This window comes from Nostoc sp. (assembly GCF_036919675.1).
Lineage (GTDB): Bacteria > Cyanobacteriota > Cyanobacteriia > Cyanobacteriales > Nostocaceae > Nostoc.
On the sequence record NZ_JBALCP010000134.1, the window covers coordinates 378,981 to 399,770 of the forward strand.

Below are 20,790 nucleotides of genomic sequence, written 5' to 3' on the forward strand. Positions count from 1 at the left end.
TATCAAGAATACGTGCATAGCCATCTTTATTCACTGCTACTTTACTTTACAAGGCTGACAACAAGCAATCTGTGAAAGCATTATAATATCGTTTGCGTTGCGCTTAAGGTTGAATGGGCACAAACTCATATTTATCAGTACCAGGTTTTTGTTGAACTTTGACTAAGAATATGTCATTATTTTTGCGATCGCCTGATGCTAAAAACTGAATCTTTCCCGTTGCACCATCGACTGAAAAATCTGGACTGTGCAGCACCTTTTTCAATTCATCGCGTTTGTTGGTTCGTTGTAAACCTGCGATGATCGCCAAAGTTGCATCATAAGCCGTAGCTGTTCGCCAATTGACAGTTGCACCCCAAAGTTTTTGGGCTTGTTGTGGAAAGATGTTATTAGGAAATGCTGCGGGATACCAAGGTGCAGAGATTATCAGTCCGTTGATACCTATACCCTCTTTTAAGGTTTCGTCAGTGAAAAGTGTAGGACTACCAAATACAGTCAACTGCCCTTGATTAGATTGTACCACCGCTAGACCTTGCTTTATTTTATCTACATAAAGACCTAACACCAAGGCATTAGCACCGCTACGTACAGCTTGAGAAATGACAGCACTAGGGTTAAAGTCACGGGCAGAAATATCGCACTCTGTAGAATTAATCTGACCGCCAGCAGCCTTTATCGCTTTAACAAACTCGTTGTTAAACGATTGATTATCCATCCCTTGGTAATCAACACAGATAAGAAAATTGGTTTTGCCCGCTTTTGTAATAGCGTAATTAGAGACGCTATCTGCTATGGATTTAACATTAGGAGCAGTGCGGAAAATATAATTGCCAATACTGGTAAGATTTTGGGCATAACTGGTAGGAGATATCATCACTAACCCATCTTTTTCATAGACTGGGGCTGCGGAGAGAGAAGCATTACTAGAATTATGTCCGACGACAGCTAAGATGCTGGCATCTTTGACAAAACGACTGGCAAGCTGTACAGCTTCACTTGGGTCATTATCATCATTAGCGATCGCTACCTCCAAAGCTTTGCCATTAATACCAGTACTGCTATTCACCTCATCTTGAGCTTGAGCCACACCGCGTAGCATCTCTTTTGCTACATTTGGATTTGTACCAATGGGTACGCTCACAGCTATTTTAATGTGTTCTGCCTGCTGACCAGCCTTAGCGTTATTTAAGTAAATCAATGTTTCTGGGTCTGTAGGATTAGTTTGACGGTATGAATTGAACTTATCAATAGCAAGCTGGCAGTCACCCTTGGAAAATGCTTTAACTCCAGCTTCTTTATCTGAATTGGTATCTTGTGTTAATAAAATTTCTTCACCCAAGCTAATTCTGTCATTCAAACTATAGGTCTCCTTAGCACATAATGAGTTTTGTGGAAGTTGAGATGTAGTAAATCGAAAAATGTATACTCCTACTCCTGTGCCTCCAATCAGCATTCCCAGAGCTAATACAGATAAAAATAATCGTGATGAAAATCTGCTTCTTATTAGCGCGTTTTTATGGATAGTGAGTTGCTCGAATAGCTCTGGAAGATTTGCTTTTATCTTTTCGGGAATAGGTAAATCAACTCCGGCAACCTGTATTTTGTTTTCTCCTTCTAGTATTTTGCTAATTTGATCTGTTGCAGCCTCCAAATTGCCACGGGCTAACTTTCCCATTCCGCGTGCATAACTGAGTAACGGATCGAATTCAGCTAATGGCTGTGCAAATGTTTCTGTTATTGAGACGATTCTTATAAGTTCTGCTTTATTATTAAAATCCAATTTCGAGAATTCCAATGCCAGTTCATGAGCTACTTTCCCCGGTTGTGTGTATGCTAAAGCTGTCCACTGTTGAGCCTGGGCAAAGTCTTTAATATCGGGATCATCATTTTGAAGTCTTTGCCGTACATACTCAAGCAAAAAATCTGACAGTTCATTAATCCGCTGTTGACCAAACTTTTCATCTTCTTGTAATACTTTCAACAGCACATTTCGCACTGCCAAATCCATTTCGTAAAGTTCATGCCCAACTTCATCGCAAAGACTAGAAAGCAGCAGATCCGCTACCGCTACCCAAGGGATTCCTAGTACTTCACCATGAATATCTTGTTGGAAGTTAGCCCACAGACGATATAAAATATCGGGTGTGAGTGCTAAGGGAAAAGCAGCATGATATGCCAAATATAAGTACGCTTTTTCAAAGCGTTTTTCCCAAGACTCAATGCGTCGGTTGGCAACTTCTAAGCTAATTTCGCTCACTTCTAAGCTAATTTTGCTCATTTTCTCCGCCCCTCAAAGTTCGTAGGGCGACCGCGTAGCACATCAATAGCATCTTGCAAACCTCGGCGACTGACTTCAAACATAGGTACAACACTGGCAATATCGGTAGATGTTGTACCTATCCAACGCTTTCTCGGCATAGGATTAAGCCAAGCAATATAACGCACCTGCTGTTTCAACTGGGTAATAAATTTTTTTGTTGATTTATAACGTTCCTCGCTATAATCGCCACGAGCAGCACCAGCATCACTGAAAATCAATACAGCTGTGCGCTCAGAGCAAATATGCGTGACAATATCACTAACTAATACCGCTTCCTGATGATAAAGGTCATGGTAGAGATAATCTATAGGGCAGTTGTGAAAATAGTAAATGCTAGCTTTGCCTAAACGTCCACCTCGCAAAGCAGTTTTTATCAAGCGATGCGACAGCCCATGAAAAGGCACCATTGAGCCATCTTGGTCAATTAATAACAGCAGTTCTGCCTGGTTTACTCGACGCGCTAGCAACACAGGTTCGAGTAATATTCCTTGAAATCCAATTTGGTTTACCGTTGATTCCACATCCAACTCTGTGCGTTGTCCCTTACGTACTGGGCGGCGCAAGTAGCGCCAAATCTGCTTCATTTGCCGTTCGGTTACAGGAAAAAACTCAGTGGTCAGAATAAAACGACTGTAAGATGTTCCTTCATTTCTGCTGGTATTTTGCAGCACAGCTTGAACTACTTGCACTTCATCTTCTATTACCTGTGTCAATGTAGGAAGAGGAGTAACAGACTTACTTAGATTTTGTTTGGCAAAAGAAGTACGGTGATCAGTGCGCTCATCTTCAACTTTGAATTGAGCGGCTCTCCTTAAAGATATATATACAAAACTCAAGCGTATAATCGATAACACACTCCAAGCAATCAAATCTGGTTGGGTTTTATTGATACTTTTTTCTGGCTGTACTGTTGGGGGTAGGTTTTGTGTCTCGTTTAGCTGTGCTGTTGGGGGTAGGTTCTGTGTCTCGTTTAGCTGTGCTGTTGGGGGTAGGTTCTGTGTCTCGTTAGGCTTTTGTAAACTAAGTCCAAAACCCAAGACTAATAGAACTCCGAAAATTCCCAGCATTATGTAGTCACCAATCTGAGAAATCTTTGGCTGCTGAGATTGCATAACCAATATTTCCGACATTGGCGAGACAGGCTTACTGCTCATTAGTCGCTAATAGTAACCAGAAATCTCTGATCAGCTCGTGCAAAAAAGTTTCTGAAAGACAATCGACATCATAAAAAATTAACAAGACATTCTGAGTTCGCCACCATTGATAAACTCGTTCGGCAATTTCAGGAATTGAGCTTTGTCTACCCAGACCAACTCTACCACCAAGTTCACGCCACAATGCAGCACTGTCACTTCTGCGAGCAATGCGACTGAGTTCAATTCGCACAACCTTTCCCGTCATGATATTGGGAACATTTTGTACCACTAACCGATTCAACAACCAACGTTGACCATAGTACAGTGAACCGTGGATTAAAAAGGCTCCTACTGAATGAATCTCAATAAATCTCCGAAATGCTCGCGTCTGCTCTCGATAACCCAATTTCAATAAAGCACGATACACTCTTCCACTAGATAAAGCTCGTTCTAGAACATAAAGCTGCTGATCCAATTCGTTTAGTTCAGCTTCAGTTTGTTCAATTTGCTTTTCTAATTGGAAGCGAATGAGAGTATCTGCTGCGATCGCATAATCGTGACGCAACCTTTTTAACTTCTCGGCTAGCAGGTCATAATGTTCCTGTAGTGCATGGCGTTTGTGCTGTAGATGCTGCTCGGAGGACATCCAGGTACTTTTTGAGTCAATAATCTTTACTCAAGACGACTAGCCAGATTATCGATCCAGCAATCTGGTTTACTGTGTTTGGTTTCAATAGCCGAAACATGATTGCGACACGAGATGTCACTTACATAATTTTTTCTGTCAGTAATTTACCAGTTCCAGACTTAGTATAAGAACGTCGTCTCCATAGCCTCTCTACGCCCTAGCAAGCAAACTGATGTTTAGCATACCACTACTCACTTGGGTTCAGTACAACGATAATTTCTGCTAGCCTGATTCCCAAAGATTTCCAGTGGGGATTGGTGGAGGAAAAAGTAGCATCCCCAGATACCGCTTGGTAGTCATTGGGGAACTTTTCAGAAGCATTGGGAGCCGTGTCTACTCGTAAAATGAGTTTGCCTTGATAACGAGATAATTTACTACTATCTAACAAAATCGTACCGCCGTAATCCCACGCCAATCCATAAAGTTTAAAATTACCTAATTTATTGCGTAACTCGCTCAAAGGGATTCCGACACCAATACCTTCGCGGGTTTTCCAAGCTGAACCCAGGTTACGCACATCTAGAGGTTTAGTACGAGTATTATCACTCCAAACTACCAAGAGCGTAGATGCGGAGCAGCTTGTCGTTAGACATCGCCCCTGATTTAGGTTTACCTGCGTAGCTGCAAAACTACCCATTCCTTCAGGGCCTGAAATAGTTTTATCAATGAGATGGGATGCACCAAACAGCTTCACTAAATCTTGCTTGGTGGTTTTGCGTGTAATCGGCCCCACTCTTTCCCCAGGAAGAATCAAGGTGTCTGTTAATGGTTGCGATTTAGCAACAGTCACTCGATGATTGATTTTCTGGGGTAGTGCAAAGGCTGGGTTTGCTGAATAGTTTAGCAGTAAAGCTAAAGTAGCTGTAGCAATGCCTTTGATTGATGAATTCATGGGTTCCATTTGGGGTAGCAGAATATGAGTGAGAAGCGTTAAAGAAATAACTCCTTACTCCTTAGTTTTAACTTCTACAATTTCCCAATTATGAATTCCTGATTTCCCAATAATTTTATTTCATCGCTCTAGTTGCGTTTAAAATTGCAAGCATTGCTACTCCGACATCAGCAAAGACAGCTTCCCACATCGTCGCTATCCCGAAAATACCCAATCCAATAAATACAACTTTAATTGCTAAAGCAAACCCAATATTTTGCCAAACAATTTTGCGGGTTTTTTTAGCAATTTGTATTGCTTCTGCCACTTTTGACGGTGCATCTGTCATGATCACAATATCAGCAGTTTCTATGGCTGCATCTGAGCCTAACCCACCCATTGCCATACCAACATCTGCTCTAGCAATCACTGGCGCATCATTAATACCATCTCCAACAAAGACAACTTTACCATGCTTGCCGGCGGTGCTGAGTAACTTCTCAATGGCATTAACTTTTTCTTCAGGTAATAACTCTGCTTCATAGGTATCTATACCAAGCTGTTGAGCAATCCGGGAAGCGATCGCTTGATTATCTCCTGTCAACATTACTGTTCTTTCTACACCCATTCGCTTGAGTGCTTGAATAGCGTGTCTGGCATCGTCTTTGAGTTCATCAGCAATGATAATATATCCAGCGTAAATATTATCCACTGCTAGATGAATAACTGTTCCCTCTAACTGGCAATTATCGTGATAAATCTTCTCTCTATGCAATAGGCGATCGCTTCCCGCTATTACTACCTGATTTTTAACCTTGGCTCTAATTCCATAACCTGCTATTTCTTCATAATCTCTCACATCTAATGCATCGATTTTTTCACCATAAGCATTGCGGATAGATTGGGCAATAGGATGATTTGAATGCAATTCTACTTTGGCTGCCAATTGCAACAACTCTTGTTCCTTAAAGCCATTTTGTGGTACTATTTTTGCTACTTGAAATACTCCTTTAGTTAACGTTCCAGTTTTATCAAAAACAACTGTATTGACTGCATTTAAACTATCTAAAAATGTAGAGCCTTTAACCAAAATACCACGTTTAGCAGCACCTCCCACACCTCCAAAGTAACCTAATGGAATACTGATAACTAGTCCACACGGACAGGAAATAACTAATAAAATTAAGGCCCGATAAACCCATTCTGAAGAAGTTGCACCAGAAATGAATAAAGGAGGTAATAAAGCAACTGCTAGAGATGTAAAAACTACTATTGGCGTATAATATCGAGCAAATGTAGTAATAAATTTCTCTGTTTCTGCTTTTTTACTTTTGGCATTTTGCACCAAGTCTAAAATCTTGGCAATGGAAGATTCATCAAAAAGTTTTGTTACTCTAATGCTGAGAACACCCATTTTATTGATCATCCCAGCCAAAACTGTCTCTCCCAGCCTCACCGTTCGCGGCACAGATTCTCCAGTTAATGCAGATGTATCAACTTGCGAATTACCATCTATAATCTCACCATCTAAAGGAATCTTTTCTCCAGGTTTGACAACGATAATATCCCCAATATTTACTGTTTCTGGCGATACTTTCTTGAGTTCTCCCTCTATTTGGATATTGGCATAGTCTGGGCGGACTTCTAATAAAGCTTTAATAGAATTACGAGAACGACTAACGGCAATATCTTGAAACAATTCCCCAATTTTATAAAATAGCATGACGCCGACAGCTTCGGGTAATTTATGAATTGCGATCGCCCCTAATGTCGCTACTGCCATCAAAAATGTTTCATCAAATACTCTACCTTTGAGTATATTGCGCCCAGCAGTTTTTAAAACACTCCATCCACTTAATAAATAAGCTGGGATGAAAAGCAGATATTCACCTATTGAGTAGAATGTATTGTGTAATTGATTTTCAAAAATTACACCAGGTGCATATAAGCTTAAAATCACTACCAAAGGCAATACCTCATTTTTCAGATTGAATTCTCCACCGTGGTCGTGATCGTGATCATGGTTATGATTCTCATCATGATTGTGATTATGAACATGGTTATGATTCTCGTGATGGTCATGTTCACAGTTGGAACAACCAGAAGATTCTAAATGTACTTTCTGCTTCATTTTTTCTGTTGAGGCTAGTAATTTACTTGATATATGAGCCTTTTTCCAAATGTAATCAAAAAAAGGAATTTTTACAAGTTGATAATTTAAGAATGAGAATCTATATCAGATTTATTATTCAATATTTGTCCTATCTTCTAGTTAAAATCAATATTTTTAATCTTGTAAAGATAGCGATAGTAGTTCGCAATTGTATAGAATAATATCAAATATAGTTTTTGTTCGTAGTCAGCGAGTTATCGCTCTGGATAAGATTTTAAAGGGCTAGAGCCGCTGACTACGAGCTTTAATTTAATTAAGCCCTTATACTTAACATCAAGCAAACAATCACACTCTTGGGAATATCAAAGCTATTTCATTCTCATCTAGCTCACCTCAGAATGAATTTACCAGTCTAATAGCGAAAGTCGTCTAAAGACGACTGAGAAAAGGTTATAGTCTGTTAAAACGGACTTTAGTTATTAAACTGGAACTTGAGTTATAGACGGTTTATGTATATAACGAAATAGAACTGTTAGGAATATACAGCGGATTTAAATTTTGTAAAGTACACAACTTAGCTTAGGTATCAAATTTAGACATAAAGCCTGTTTGACTTGTCAATTCTGCTGTAGCAACTACTTTGTGCTCAAACTGGGTAGATATGGAACTTTCTTGAGTAACAAGTGTCAAGCTAGCTATTCTTAGGGAAAATTCACTTGAAGTTTGAAAGTGAATATAATACCCTAAACAAGTAGACAATTTTCTCAAGGAAATCTATGAACAAAAAAATTCTCCTGAATTTGCTTTCCAGTTCCTCTATTTTTGTGTCGATGATGTCTACGCTGGCGGTATTTCATCCTGCCCATGCTAGTACTAGTATTACACAGAAATTAATGCACACACAAGACGGTCGTACCTGTATCACTAACCCACATGGGGCAAAAGATTTTGTGTGCATTCGAGATTCAGAGAGAAAGCAACCGTATACCTCATCTACACGTTCCTCAACCATTGTCACATCAGTATCAGATCAGAATATTGCCATGTTGAATTTTACTGACGCAGAAAGCGATCGGGCAATTCAGTTATTTGGATGCGATTGTCCATTGTGTATAAATTCTTTACGTCAGTTGCAGGGGACTGGAAACCTGGTTTATTAGGGGATTGAAAAGCGTTGACAGGGACTATAACTTCTGTTATCTACACGTGATTAATCACGTATAAAACATATACGAAACCAAAAAAGCACTTTTAACCACTTACCACTACTATTGTTTGGTCAAATCTGAATTCATTGTTGGGGCAGTTTGTAGCACTACTTCAAAGACCTCAAATTAATGTTGACGAAGAGAACGCACAGAGACAAAAAGAGGCAAAGATGGACAGAGGCTTTTACGCAAAGAAATTATCAAATCCTCTCTGTGCGTAAGAGCGTCCTGTTCATTCAACCACCTCATTCACAGGGAATCTATCAATCAACTGCATCGCCCGATGGGCATTACGCTGGAAAGATTGTGGCAAATGGGGAACGTGGGGTATTTGCGATAATAAATCCAACGTCCGCCGTAAAATTCTCACTACATCGCCTTCATCCAAGGTGGTGTTCTCGCAGAGTTCTGTCCACTCCATTCCTAGCGCCCATTGTTCCACTATGGCAATTAACTCAAACTCCAACCATATAGGCAGCGCGACGTTATACCGCCGTTGTCGGTGGAACATTTGGTGGCGAATTCCCCGCAATTTTTTCAAGGCTTCTGCCACTTCATTACTAAGCTCAAAGTTAACCTTGCTATCTGGACGAGGCGTTTCCATCACCAAAGCGGCGGCGGCGGCGGCTAAATGGTGCGGATCTAAGTTGTCCAATTCACCACTAGCGAATACTAAACCCAACCACAATTCATTCTCCCCTCGAATGGCGGCAGCGATTCGCCCTAATTGTGTGGGGACTAAGTTATCTAAAGCGCCAAAGTGTTGCAGAATTAAAATTAAATTGAGAAATTCTTCCCAATGACGTTGTGACTGTTGCTCTACTTGCTCTTGCAACTGTTCGAGTTCGGCTTCTAGTTCGACATAGCGGGCACGACGCTTGAAAAGCGTGGCAGCATTGCCTGATTGATGTAAGGGATGAGCTTCTAATTGCTCTTGGATGGCGGCAGTGCGACTGAGTTGTTCTGTTACTTCTGGTGCCAGATACAAAGATTCTATCGGATTGGGAATACGCCCGGCGATCGCAAAGGTTTCTTGATTACCACGGCGCGACTGTCCTGGTTTCAAGGGCATCTCTGGCGGTGGTAGTACATCAGGTGGCACCTCAACTCGCGGCAGTTCGGCATACAAATCGACTACATCCCCTGTTGTTGCTACATACCAGCGGTTATCATGTCCCAAGCATACCAAGTAAGGAGCTTGACCAGAACCCGGCGATTTTCCCACTAAGATTGCGGTTACAGGTGAAGGCACTGTGATATTTTTGCCTTTGAGACTCAACAGAGTTCCTGATACTGCAAAGCCCAACATCATCCCCAATTCTTGTTGTCTATCATCTTGCGCTTGCTCTTGCAGGGTTTTCAATATCTGGCGTTCCACTTTCAGGCGTTGCCGCAATTTCTCATAAACAGCCAGTTCATTTTCATCAACTGCGGCGATTTGCTCATGAAGTTGAGCTAATTGTGTTTGCAGTTCGGCAATTTCATCGTATTCTGGTCTTAAATGCAAGGTGGCCATGTACTGCCCAAAGCTGCGTTCTATGAGTTCCCTGGTTTGCTCTAGGGTGTGGGTTTGCAGCAAATTGAGTACCATGCCATAGCTGGGCGTAAACTGGCTTACTAGAGGGTCTGGCTTGGATGTTCCCAAATACGCGGCTTCTTTGGCTCCTTCAAAGGGAGTTTGGACTGTGACCACATGACCTTGTTTATCCATCCCCCGGCGGCCTGCCCGTCCCGCCATTTGCAAGAATTCGGAAGCGTTCAACAGGCGGTGTCCAGTGTCGGTACGCTTGGAAAGGGTAGAAATTACCGTTGTCCGGGCGGGCATATTAATTCCCGCTGCTAGTGTCTCGGTGGCGAATACTACTTTAATCAGCCCCTGCTGAAATAGTTCTTCTACCAGTGCTTTCCAAGCAGGCAAAATTCCGGCGTGGTGGGCGGCAATTCCTCGGTATAGGGGTGCAATTTGTCCAGAACGCCCTGCTTCGGGATTGCGGACTAAAAAGTCATCAATCTGTTGGCGCAAAATCTGGGACTCTTCATTATTTACCAGCCATAAATCACCCACTTCTGCCACCGCTTTATCACATCCCCGGCGGCTGAAGATAAAGTAAATCGCTGGTAGCATATCTCGTTGCTCTAACTGGCTTAAGGTATAAATAATGCCAGGAGCCTCCGGTCTACCACTTCTCCCCTTCTCCCTTTCTCCCCCTCTTCCCTTCTTCTTCTGAAGGCGGGGGTTAATTTTGGTTTTGGTATCATTCAGCAGGGGAAATAACCCTTTGGGATTGCAAAAGTGAAATTCTAAGGGGACTGGGCGAAAATCGGAGTAAATCAGGTCTGTTGGGCCGTGAACGCGATTTAGCCAGTCGGTGAGTTGATCGCTGTTGGCAACCGTTGCTGAGAGGGCTGCTAGTTGCACTTCCCGAGGACAATAGATGATTGATTCTTCCCAAACTGTACCGCGCTGGCGATCGTTCATGTAGTGGCACTCATCAAGGATTACGGCGTCAACGTCTACTAATGAGATGCCAATTTGCCCAATGGGTGTGCCATAGAGCATATTTCGGAAAATTTCTGTAGTCATCACCAAAATCGGTGCATCCCTGTTAATGGAAGCATCTCCAGTTAACAGTCCGACTTGATCAAACCCAAATTTTTCTCGAAAGTCACGTAATTTTTGATTCGATAGCGCCTTTAGGGGAGTAGTATAAAATACACGTTTTCCTCGCGACAGGGCGCGATAAATGGCGTATTCTCCGACTAATGTTTTGCCCGAACCTGTGGGGGCACACACGACTACGGAGCGTCCGGCGTTCAGGGACGCGATCGCTTCTTTTTGAAATTGATCCAGTTCAAAGGGAAATATAGACCCTAAGTCAAGTTCTGGAGACGGCGCAGGATAATTCACTCAATCACATTTGCAACCAGATTGTTTACTATACTAACGAGTCTTTTGTCAACTTCGTTAGGTTATGAGTTAGAAATGAGAAGTTAGGAGTTAAAACTCATAACTCATAACTCCTAACTCATAACTCATAACTTTATTTTCCCAGTTCTTGCGATCGCTCTGTGGCAGCTTTTACTGCTTCAATTAAAGCTGAACGAAATCCTGCCTGTTCTAGCTTGGCAATCCCCGCAATGGTTGTACCACCAGGACTGGTAACCCGATCTTTGAGTTCTGCTGGGTGTAGTTTGGTTTCCTGCAACAGTTTCGCTGTTCCCAATACGGTTTGCAAGGCTAGTTGACTGGCAATTGTTCTAGGTAAACCTGCGGCTACTCCGCCATCAGCAAGTGCTTCTACCAAGAGCGCCACGTAAGCCGGTCCGCTACCAGATAGCCCTGTAACTGCATCCATCAGCCCTTCTGACACTTCCACGACTTCCCCCACAGCAGAAAAAACTTGCTGTGCTATTTGGTTGTGCTTGGGGCTGGTGTATGCACCTAAACAAATCGCAGTAATTCCCGCCCCCACAGTTGCTGGGGTATTAGGCATTGCTCTAATAACTGGCAATTGCACAAATGCAGCTTCTAGCTGGCTTAAAGGCACACCCGCCAAGATGGAAATGATTACCGGTGAGTGTTCTCTATTCAGAAGATTAATATTTGCTAATTCTTGATTCTGAATATTAATATGTGCTACTTCTTGAGCGAGCGCGCTGAACACCTGCGGTTTCACTGCCAAAAAGACAACTTCTTTTGCTTGGGTGAAAACCTCGCTATTGTCTGTCGTCACAGCAACATCGTATTGCTGTTTTAAAAAATCTAGGCGTGAAGGTAGCGGTTCGCTAACGATGACTTCTGATGATTGATAAATTCCAGACGCGATAAGGCGGGATAAGAGCGCTTCTCCCATTACCCCACCACCAATTAAGCCAAATTTTATAGTCATTGATCATTAGTCATTAGTCGTTTGTCGTTTGTCATTTGTCACTATGAGTAAAACCCAGGACAAATGACAAAGGACAAACGACTAACAACTAATTTAACTTTATTGTGCCATCCGGTTAGTTTCGTTGCCCCAAGTTTGATTTGGAGAACCTGTAGGACGAGAGGGACGGGCTGGCGGTTGTGGTACTTCATGAAGAACGCCACCTTGGGTGCTAACTTGGACACAGCTTGGCGTAAACAAGAAGATGCTCTCACCGATGCGCTCTTGATGTCCATCTAGTGCGTAAGTACCACCTGCAACAAAATCTACTGCTCGTTGAGCTTGATCTGGGTCCATTATTGTCAGATTTAATACTACTGACTTGCGTTCTCGCAGCGCTTGAATTGCCTGGGGCATTTCTTCAAAGGTGCGTGGTTCGAGGACTAAAACTTCCGAAATTCCGTTAATTGCTCCTGGCATACCAATCACATTCCCCATTGGCTTTGAACCTGCTGCTATATCATCTCCCATTGTAGGCACTGGTTCCCGCCAGCGTCGATTTTGAGCGGTTGCGCTCTCTTGTGGTGCTGGTTGGGGATTTTCTTGCTGATACAGATTTTGGTAATTATTATTATTATCTGTTTCTGGTTCTTCTTCGTAATACTCGTATTCCACTTGCTCATTTAGACCTACAAAGTCTCTGAGTTTGGAAAAGATATTGTTCATTGTGTGTGTACTCTCCTGGTGCGAATAGCCTATATTGACTTGGCTTAGGATTGATTGAACTAGGAGCGATGCCTACGGCGGTAAACTACGCTACATCGGTGGATATTTCAGCAAGTGTTTTGCTATTTGTAGCCCATACTACGAGTTTTGGCGATGAACTGACACTTATTGGAAAGGTCTGTGCATCGCCCAAACATAATAATGAGTCAAGATTATATCCTAAGGTTTGTCCGAAGGTAATTTCTTTATACCCCATTTTCCCTTGGCGATTGCTCTTGTCAATACTATATCCTTTGTTTCCAATTGCACCAGTCTGTTACAAAATTCTTGTCATCAAATCCTGATCTCTATTAATACTGACCTCCAAGGCTGATGATCAACAGGCTAAGAGCGATCGCCAAACAATATTGTTCCTAATCGTACCATCGTTGCGCCTGCTTGCACTGCTAGTTCGTAGTCGCCTGACATACCCATAGATAGTTGCTGCATTTTAATGTGTGACCAGTTTTGCTCCTGGATTTCTTTTGCTAGCTGACGATTGAGATTAAACACATTCAAAATTTCCGGAGCATTTAATCCTGAAGGCGGAATTGTCATCAAACCTTGAATTTGTAAACTTTTGTATTGATTGAGTGTGGGTAAATCAGCCAAAAGTTCTGGCATACTCCAACCGGACTTGTTGGGATCGGGGAGAATTTTCACTTGCAGGCAAACCTGGGGACTCACTCCTAGCTGTTGCGCCAATTGATCTAAGCGCTGTGCCAGCTTCAAGTTATCAACGGAGTGAATCCAAGGGAATTGCTCGATGGCTTTTTTGGCTTTATTGCTTTGCAAATGTCCAATAAAGTGCCAAGTAATATCCGGTAAGTCTTGCAACTCGGCTTGTTTGCTGGCGGCTTCTTGGATACGACTCTCCGCAAAATCACGAATTCCTGCGGCATAGGCAGACCGAATGGCCTGGGCAGAAACTTGCTTGCTAACAGCAATCAATCGGACTGAAGTTGGTAGTGAGGAGCGAATGGAAACAATACGTTCGGAAATCGAACTGCTCATTGGAAGGTGCGTTGGAAAACACTCTGAAGTTGATCGTACTCCTGAGATTGTCCACTACGACGCAGGGTACGTAAGCGATTTTCCAACATCATTCTAGCTTCAGTCCGTCCCAAAGACTGGAATTTAACACCTTTAACGTCATTTGCTACTAAAAAAAATAAGCGCTGGGCATAAAGTGTGGTGAACAAATCTTGGTTCTCATCAACCATACAGATTTTGTAGAGTAAACCCCAAGTTGGATGGTTTATGTAAGTTTCTGCGTTTTCTGAATTCATTTAAGAGTCAAGGTGGGAGTATGTATATCTTTTCGCAGTGAATTCCAAACATTCAGACGATAATACCAACATTCGCCTGAATATTTGCTTAAAATGCAAAACTGCGGTTACGAAGACCTTGATCTAGTTCTTAATGGGCAGATGAAGCTAGTGGTAGTGAGGCGAAATGGTACAACAGAAGCCGCGAAGCGTAGATTCTACAGAGTAGAGGCTGGTCGAGAAACATCACCATCTGCTTTGGTGACTTCAATTTACCAATCTGTAGGGACAAGGCACAAAATAGTCCTGATCCTCTTGTCGAAGTTCGGCGTTGCCAGGAAAAACACCCTTTGAAGTTCCCAACGGCAACAGCAAACTTTTCAACTTCTTTCTATACTGCCACAACTGTCGGTGAATGGCGCAAAATAGCTAACAGAATAGGGGAGTGGAGAGTGGGGACAGCAAAGAAAACTATCTTCTATTGATTATCTAGCATTTTCAGTGCTGCAAGTTGTGCCTGAGCTTTGTGCAGAGATTCATACCATTCTCTCTCAGGATCGCTGTCTGCGACAATTCCTGCGCCGACTTGTCCCCAGACAATGTTGAGTGCTGAGTGACTTCGGCGTGAGCGCTCAGTCGAACGCTGGGGGATGAGTCTTGAGTGGGGAGATGAGGAAGATGAAGAAAAATTTACTCCCCCTGCCTCCCCTGCCTCCCCTGCTCCCCCACCTTGTTGAGACGCGGGAGCTAGTAACAGGGTGCGGATTAAGATATTTAAATCTAAATAACCACGCCAATCTAAATAGCCACAAGAACCGTAGAACAAGCTGCGCCGCACGGGTTCTAATTCTTCAATAATTTCCATGCAACGGACTTTGGGACAACCTGTAATTGTGCCACCTGGGAACGTGGCGCGAATCAAATCAATGGTATTGCATTCGCCTTTTAGAGTACCTTTAATGTTGCTGACAAGATGCATCACATGGCTATATCGCTCAATTGTCAGCAATTCGTCAACAGCAACCGTTCCCCATTCACAAACTCGCCCTAAATCATTGCGTTCCAAATCCACTAGCATGATGTGTTCTGCACGTTCTTTAGTGTTGCTGAGTAAATCTTGGGCCAGTTGTATATCTTGTTCTGGAGTGACACCACGCGATCGCGTCCCAGCGATCGGTCTGGTTTCGGCTTGCCGATTTTGCAACATTACTAACCGTTCCGGCGAACAACTGATCAGTTCCCCCCAAGGCGTTTGCCAATAGCTGGCAAAAGGAGAAGGATTGATTTTTTGCAAGGCTTGGTAAATTTCCCAACCAGAAGCCGATGTAAACGCTTGAAATCGTAATGAAAGATTTGCCTGAAAGATGTCTCCAGCTTGAATATATTTTTTTACCTGGTTGACAGCTGTTTCATAATCTGCCTGAGATGTCAAAAATAGGGGGAGCGAAGAGGACACGGGGATGCGGGGACAGGGAGACACTAAGAATTCTTTCCCCGCGTCTTTCTTTGCTAACTTATTTTCTAACTCATCGAGTCCACTTGCATCACTAGCGGCTAGCCAAAGAATTTGTTGTGCATGATCCAAAACGGCAAAACAATCTGGTTCGTACCAAAAAGCTATGGGAAAGGGTAGGGGATCAATTTTATTACGAGGTAACTGTTCAATTTCCCATGCCACATCGTAGCCTAGCCAACCCAACCAACCGCCAGTAAAGGGGAGATCGGAAGCAGGGGAAGTAAATTTCTCCTCATGTCCCGCTACTCCTTGCTGCAACAGCTTTTCTAGGAAGCGAAAAACCTCTCCTACTTCTGGTGTCCACATCTGTGGGATGCCATCTACTATGCGAGGAGCGCCTGCACAGATAGAATATTGGTTGAGTTGGGAATGGTCGATTGGCGTTGGGTAGGGACTTTCTAGTAGGGTAGCAATTGCTGGTGCAGCGGTGGGGCGAAAAAGAGCAGCAAAAACTTCCGAACCTGTGCGCTTTTCTAAGGGTAGCGATCGCCAATACCAAGGCTTGGTCATACTGTTTACAAGCGTTGTCAATAGTTAGTTAACAGTTTTCAGCAGTGAGTACAAATAACTACGACTACTGACCACTGACAAAATGCAATTACCTATTACCTATTAGGTGAATTCTAGTAATAAAATTACCATAGCCGTTGGTTTCGACTTCGCTCAACAAACTGAGTAATCGAGAGTTGAGCGAAGTCGAAACTCGTCAACATAGGTATTTTTTTTATCAGAAATCACCTTACCATTTTCTCGACGCAAAATTAGACTTGAGTTCCTATAGCTAGCCGTATTCCCCAGAATAAAATTAAAGTTGCAATAGCAAGCCAGTCACGCCCTTTTAATCGTAAGTCGTGCCACTGGACTCGATGCTCATTGGGACTGGTAAAACCCCTCACCATCATTGCATTCGCCATTTGATCGGCTCGTAAGAGCAGATTTTCTAACAGTCTCTCTGCAACTGTCATCCAAACTTTGAATCCTCCTTTCAATCCCAGCTTTTTCCAATTAATTGCCCTTGTCATCACAGAGCGAAATAAGTTTTGTACTTCTTCTAATACCAGAGGAATAAAGCGCAAGGACAAGGTTAAAGTTAAGGCAATTTCTGTGACAGGCAACTTCAGGCGTCGCAGAGGTTGCATTAAGCTTTCTATACCAGATGTGATTTCTTCTGGTGCGGTTGTCAGCAGATACAGGTTAGTGCTGTAAATCACGGTAAATATAAGTGTACTCAGGCGTACTGCCAAATCCAAGGAATAGCGAGTTACTTTCACTGGGCCTTTGTGAAATAGCACGTAGCTGTATTTTTTTTTCTCAACTACTTGCTCTTGAACAATATTATTGGAGTTTGATGGCTGGCTTAATATTTGTTCATTAGCTGGCAGGCGTGGCTGATAATCTACACCCATTCCATCAGGACTGATCGCTCCGATCGCTAAGACAAAAAACGATAGCATTAACAGCCAACCCATTTGCTGCTGCCATACTCGTCGAGGAATCCTGGCAATCAAGGTGGCAATAATTAATACTACCACCAGCAGCACCCGCCAAGAGTTGTTAGCCAAAATATAGCTTGTTAAAAAGCTCATCAACCAGGCGAACTTGACTCGCGGATCGATTTTATGCAGCCAAGTTTGGGGTTGTTCTAAATAAAGTCCAAGTGGCAGCGATCGCAATAAATCCATTTTAAAGTTAAGAGTTAGGAGTTAGCAGTTTTGACTTTAACAGGACTTACGCATTGAAAACCTGAAACCTCGATCCTCCTTTAAAAAGGCTACGGTGTACGCACAAGTCGAAAAAAGCTCGATTTCTTTCCCATTATTCTCTCGTTCCTATGCTCTGCATGGGAATGGCTAATTAGGGGCTGCTGCCTCCACTCAGACATTGAGTCAGAGCCTCAATTAATGCATTCCCACGCGGAGCATGGGAACGAGGAACTCTCATAACTTTCACCTTGTACCGCTATCAAACTCAAGTCGATAGGGTTTTATAGTTAGCAAGCAATTCTGACTTTAACTCATAACTCCTGTACAGACGCGATTAATCGCGTCTGTACTCCTAACTTAATTTAACGCGAGTTGCTCTATTAACATTACCAGTTTCGGCATCACGGACTTTTTTACTCCGCCACAGTAAAATCATTGGCGTGCCCTTGAATCCTAGCTGTTGCCGGAATTGGCGTTCAATGTAGCGGCGGTAGTTGTCGTTGAAGCGTTTGGAATCATTGACAAATAAGGCGATCGTTGGTGGTTGGCTACTTACTTGTGTACCATAATAAATCTTGCCTTGACGCCCACCACGGGATGCTGGCGGTGAATGCCAACTGACGGCATCTGTTAAGACTTCGTTAATAACTGATGTGCTGACACGGCGTTTGTGTGATTCAGCCGCCGTTTTCACCAACTCTAGAATTTTTTCTACCCGTTGTCCTGACAAGGCACTCACAAAGATTGTTTCTGCCCATTCGGTAAAATGTAACCGTGATTGCAGAGTTTTTTCGTAATCGTAGATTGTGTAAGAGTCTTTTTCGACAGCATCCCACTTATTAACGACGATGATGCAAGCTCGACCTTCTTCGATAATCCGCCCAGCTAATTTTTGGTCTTGCTCAGTCACTCCATCTACAGCATCTAGTACTAATAAAACCACGTCAGCGCGGCGAATCGCTTTGAAAGCACGGTTAATACTAAAGAATTCTGTGCCGTATTCTATGTGTTTCTTTTTGCGAATGCCGGCGGTGTCAATCAAGCGATAGCTTTGTCCGTCTCGTTGAATGAAAGTATCAATAGCATCGCGGGTGGTGCCGGAAATTGGGCTGACAATTGCCCTCTCTTCCCCGACAAAAGAATTGAGTAAGCTCGATTTGCCTACATTCGGGCGTCCCACAATTGCTACTTTGATTTCATTCGTTTCTGGGATGTCCTCAATAGCAGGTATGTGATTAATTAACTCATCGAGTAACTCTCCTGTACCACTGCCATGAATCGCGGAAATGGCGTAAGGTTCGCCCAATCCTAATTCCCAAAATTCGGCAGCTTGGATTAAGCCTTGTTCTGGGGATTCACATTTATTTACAGTTAGTAGCACAGGTACGCGTTGTTGGCGCATCCATTCGGCGATTTCTAAATCTGCCGATGTGGGGCCTGTTTTACCATCTACCACAAAAATAGCGGCACATGCTTCTGCAAGCGCTGTCATTGCCTGCTGGCGAATTAGTGGTAAAAATTCGGTATCATCATTAAAGACTAAACCACCAGTGTCTACGACTAAAAATTCGCGACCATTCCAGAAAGCTGGCATGTAAGTGCGATCGCGTGTCACTCCCGGTTCATCATGGACAATCGCCGTTTGTTCCCCGGCGAGTCGATTAACCAGGGTGGATTTGCCCACATTTGGGCGTCCGATAATTGCAACAATTGGCAGTGCCATAAAACCAGGGTAAGTCAGAGACGTAGTATATCACGTACTTACATTTTACTCACTTTAAACTTGAAGTTTTAATAATTTCCCAAGTATTGGATCTGAACAATGGGAACTACCGTCCTACCCAGCGCTTCAGCAGACACGCTCAAGTCCTTGAGTGCGATATCATTTCCACTCAGGATGCTAAAGTGCGATCGCGTTTAGCTAAATTGATTAAACCCGATACCGATAGCGTGCGCTTTTATTTTCTCTGTGGCTGTTGTCAGCGAAAAGTCGAAACATATTGGACATATTGGCAAAGAACAGCCAGGGGACTTTATTATTTTATTGCCATAAAATCAAATTTTAACCAAAAAAAAGTGGGCTGCTTGCCCACCCTAGTCCATTATTTACTTAATACTACTTTATACAGGTGCTTCAGTAGCAGTCTTGCCAACCAACATTGCAGCATTTTCCTCGCTTTCGAGAATACCGAATTCAATCAACAAGTCTTCTAACTCTTCCATCTCGATAGGTGTGGGGACAGTCAGACTCTTGTTGTTGATGATCTTTGTACCTAATGTCCGATATTCATTAGCTTGGTTGCTGTCAGGTGCATACTCGTTAACAGTCATGCGGCGCAATTCTGCGTGTTGCACAATGTTGTCACGAGGTACGTAGTGAATCATTTGGGTGTTCAAGCGTTTTGCCAAGGTTTCGATTAGGTCGATTTCCCGGTCAACGTTACGGCTGTTGCAAATCAAACCACCCAAGCGCACACCGCCAGTGTGAGCATATTTGAGAACACCACGAGCGATGTTGTTGGCTGCATACATCGCCATCATTTCACCAGAGGTAACGATGTAGATTTCTTGTGCCTTACCTTCACGGATAGGCATAGCGAAACCACCGCACACAACGTCACCCAAAACGTCGTAACTTACAAAATCAACATCTTTGTAAGCACCGTTTTCTTCCAAGAAGTTGATAGCGGTGATAATACCACGACCAGCGCAACCCACACCAGGCTCAGGGCCGCCAGACTCCACACAACGTACATCCCGGAAACCGGTGAGCATTACTTCTTCGAGTTCAATATCTTCTACAGCGCCTCGTTCAGCAGCCAATTGAAGAACGCTTGTTTGAGCTTTACTGTGTAGCATCAAACGGGTAGAGTCAGCTTTGGGGTCGCAACCGACAATCAGGACGCGCTGACCCATTTCAGCCATTGCTGCTAGCGTGTTTTGAGAGGTGGTAGATTTACCAATACCGCCTTTACCATAAAAAGCTATTTGTCTAATCTTTGGGTCACTCATGGTTGTGTTTTCCTAAAATGATTTAGTTGATGGGTTGGAAGCTTGATGTGAGATATTCACCCTTGGTGCTGTTGGGAAGTAGAGCCTGTTGGCGTAGACGTGTAGCGACTTGTCGCTACACATCGCATCCTGACAAAAACATTTAAAATCAGAACATATTTACCCACGAAGCGTAGACGCAGAGTGACTTGTCGTCAGACATCGCTTAAGGGATAGAGAAATCTCTATCTCCTAATAACGAAGCCTTTGAAACTTTGACTTCAGCATTGTCAGTTGTTGTAACAGAATCCCAAATGGTTGCTCAAGCCTCAAGAGTGGTTG

At 43.1% G+C, this 20,790-nt stretch carries 15 protein-coding genes and 1 pseudogene; 2 read left to right on the forward strand and 14 right to left on the reverse strand.

Annotated features, from left to right (window positions below):
* Positions 1 to 103: 103 nt before the first annotated feature.
* The 5 genes from V7K49_RS31600 to V7K49_RS31620 all read right to left on the reverse strand — a co-directional run bounded on the left by V7K49_RS31600 (position 104) and on the right by V7K49_RS31620 (position 7,146).
* A complete protein-coding gene (locus tag V7K49_RS31600) occupies positions 104 to 2,278 on the reverse strand; it encodes an ABC transporter substrate-binding protein (protein WP_335209156.1) in 2,175 nt (724 codons plus the stop codon).
* Positions 2,275 to 3,432, reverse strand: coding sequence for a hypothetical protein (locus tag V7K49_RS31605; RefSeq protein ID WP_335209157.1), 1,158 nt, complete (start codon positions 3,430 to 3,432; stop codon positions 2,275 to 2,277). Before V7K49_RS31605 ends, V7K49_RS31600 begins: the two co-directional genes overlap by 4 nt.
* Positions 3,433 to 3,463: 31 nt before the next feature.
* On the reverse strand, positions 3,464 to 4,102 hold the full coding sequence (locus V7K49_RS31610) for a hypothetical protein (RefSeq protein WP_335209158.1): 639 nt from the start codon (positions 4,100 to 4,102) through the stop codon (positions 3,464 to 3,466).
* Positions 4,103 to 4,331: 229 nt separating this feature from the next.
* Positions 4,332 to 5,036 (reverse strand): hypothetical protein, encoded by a 705-nt coding sequence (locus V7K49_RS31615; protein WP_335209160.1) that lies wholly within the window; start codon positions 5,034 to 5,036, stop codon positions 4,332 to 4,334.
* Between the two features lie 115 nt (positions 5,037 to 5,151).
* Positions 5,152 to 7,146 carry a heavy metal translocating P-type ATPase gene (locus V7K49_RS31620; RefSeq protein WP_335209161.1) on the reverse strand — a complete coding sequence of 665 codons (1,995 nt, stop codon included), beginning with the start codon at positions 7,144 to 7,146 and terminating at the stop codon, positions 5,152 to 5,154.
* 758 nt (positions 7,147 to 7,904) lie between these two features.
* Here V7K49_RS31620 and V7K49_RS31625 point away from each other — a divergent pair.
* The gene (locus V7K49_RS31625; RefSeq protein ID WP_334865882.1) at positions 7,905 to 8,288 is read left to right on the forward strand and encodes a hypothetical protein; all 384 of its coding nucleotides are present in this window, start codon (positions 7,905 to 7,907) and stop codon (positions 8,286 to 8,288) included.
* A gap of 280 nt (positions 8,289 to 8,568) precedes the next feature.
* Here V7K49_RS31625 and V7K49_RS31630 read toward each other — a convergent pair whose 3' ends face one another.
* The 8 genes from V7K49_RS31630 to der form a co-directional block, all read right to left on the reverse strand.
* Positions 8,569 to 11,244, reverse strand: a complete 2,676-nt coding sequence (locus V7K49_RS31630; protein ID WP_335209162.1) for a DEAD/DEAH box helicase — start codon at positions 11,242 to 11,244, stop codon at positions 8,569 to 8,571.
* A 133-nt stretch (positions 11,245 to 11,377) separates the two neighbouring features.
* On the reverse strand, positions 11,378 to 12,226 hold the full coding sequence (proC, locus tag V7K49_RS31635; protein ID WP_335209163.1) for a pyrroline-5-carboxylate reductase: 849 nt from the start codon (positions 12,224 to 12,226) through the stop codon (positions 11,378 to 11,380).
* A 99-nt stretch (positions 12,227 to 12,325) separates the two neighbouring features.
* On the reverse strand, positions 12,326 to 12,931 hold the full coding sequence (locus tag V7K49_RS31640; RefSeq protein WP_298919307.1) for a cell division protein SepF: 606 nt from the start codon (positions 12,929 to 12,931) through the stop codon (positions 12,326 to 12,328).
* A gap of 384 nt (positions 12,932 to 13,315) precedes the next feature.
* Positions 13,316 to 13,984, reverse strand: coding sequence for a YggS family pyridoxal phosphate-dependent enzyme (locus V7K49_RS31645; protein WP_335209164.1), 669 nt, complete (start codon positions 13,982 to 13,984; stop codon positions 13,316 to 13,318).
* Complete coding sequence (gene pipX, locus V7K49_RS31650) at positions 13,981 to 14,259, reverse strand: transcriptional coactivator PipX (protein ID WP_196514765.1); 279 nt, start codon at positions 14,257 to 14,259, stop codon at positions 13,981 to 13,983. The genes V7K49_RS31645 and pipX overlap by 4 nt, the downstream gene beginning before the upstream one ends.
* A gap of 457 nt (positions 14,260 to 14,716) precedes the next feature.
* Positions 14,717 to 16,264: an anthranilate synthase component I gene (locus V7K49_RS31655; RefSeq protein ID WP_335209165.1), complete on the reverse strand. Its 1,548-nt coding sequence runs from the start codon at positions 16,262 to 16,264 to the stop codon at positions 14,717 to 14,719.
* A gap of 251 nt (positions 16,265 to 16,515) precedes the next feature.
* Positions 16,516 to 17,436 carry an energy-coupling factor transporter transmembrane component T family protein gene (locus V7K49_RS31660; protein WP_334865873.1) on the reverse strand — a complete coding sequence of 307 codons (921 nt, stop codon included), beginning with the start codon at positions 17,434 to 17,436 and terminating at the stop codon, positions 16,516 to 16,518.
* 373 nt (positions 17,437 to 17,809) lie between these two features.
* A complete protein-coding gene (der, locus tag V7K49_RS31665; protein WP_334865872.1) occupies positions 17,810 to 19,180 on the reverse strand; it encodes a ribosome biogenesis GTPase Der in 1,371 nt (456 codons plus the stop codon).
* A gap of 143 nt (positions 19,181 to 19,323) precedes the next feature.
* On the opposite strand from der, the pseudogene V7K49_RS31670 reads away from it, so the two are divergent.
* Positions 19,324 to 19,452: pseudogene (locus V7K49_RS31670) on the forward strand (CRISPR-associated endonuclease Cas2); the annotation flags it as partial.
* A 126-nt stretch (positions 19,453 to 19,578) separates the two neighbouring features.
* On the opposite strand, the gene nifH reads toward V7K49_RS31670, so the two are convergent.
* On the reverse strand, positions 19,579 to 20,469 hold the full coding sequence (nifH, locus tag V7K49_RS31675; protein ID WP_334967716.1) for a nitrogenase iron protein: 891 nt from the start codon (positions 20,467 to 20,469) through the stop codon (positions 19,579 to 19,581).
* Positions 20,470 to 20,790: the final 321 nt, after the last annotated feature.

Excerpts from the sequence above, each read along its gene's own strand:
- V7K49_RS31600 (WP_335209156.1), bottom strand. The coding sequence starts at position 2,278 with ATGAGCAAAATTAGCTTAGAAGTGAGCGAAATTAGCTTAGAAGTTGCC.
- V7K49_RS31605 (WP_335209157.1), bottom strand. The coding sequence starts at position 3,432 with ATGCAATCTCAGCAGCCAAAGATTTCTCAGATTGGTGACTACATAATG.
- V7K49_RS31610 (WP_335209158.1), bottom strand. The coding sequence starts at position 4,102 with ATGTCCTCCGAGCAGCATCTACAGCACAAACGCCATGCACTACAGGAA.
- V7K49_RS31615 (WP_335209160.1), bottom strand. The coding sequence starts at position 5,036 with ATGAATTCATCAATCAAAGGCATTGCTACAGCTACTTTAGCTTTACTG.
- V7K49_RS31620 (WP_335209161.1), bottom strand. The coding sequence starts at position 7,146 with ATGAAGCAGAAAGTACATTTAGAATCTTCTGGTTGTTCCAACTGTGAA.
- V7K49_RS31625 (WP_334865882.1), top strand. The coding sequence starts at position 7,905 with ATGAACAAAAAAATTCTCCTGAATTTGCTTTCCAGTTCCTCTATTTTT.
- proC (WP_335209163.1), bottom strand. The coding sequence starts at position 12,226 with ATGACTATAAAATTTGGCTTAATTGGTGGTGGGGTAATGGGAGAAGCG.
- V7K49_RS31640 (WP_298919307.1), bottom strand. The coding sequence starts at position 12,931 with ATGAACAATATCTTTTCCAAACTCAGAGACTTTGTAGGTCTAAATGAG.
- V7K49_RS31645 (WP_335209164.1), bottom strand. The coding sequence starts at position 13,984 with ATGAGCAGTTCGATTTCCGAACGTATTGTTTCCATTCGCTCCTCACTA.
- pipX (WP_196514765.1), bottom strand. The coding sequence starts at position 14,259 with ATGAATTCAGAAAACGCAGAAACTTACATAAACCATCCAACTTGGGGT.
- V7K49_RS31655 (WP_335209165.1), bottom strand. The coding sequence starts at position 16,264 with ATGACCAAGCCTTGGTATTGGCGATCGCTACCCTTAGAAAAGCGCACA.
- V7K49_RS31660 (WP_334865873.1), bottom strand. The coding sequence starts at position 17,436 with ATGGATTTATTGCGATCGCTGCCACTTGGACTTTATTTAGAACAACCC.
- der (WP_334865872.1), bottom strand. The coding sequence starts at position 19,180 with ATGGCACTGCCAATTGTTGCAATTATCGGACGCCCAAATGTGGGCAAA.
- nifH (WP_334967716.1), bottom strand. The coding sequence starts at position 20,469 with ATGAGTGACCCAAAGATTAGACAAATAGCTTTTTATGGTAAAGGCGGT.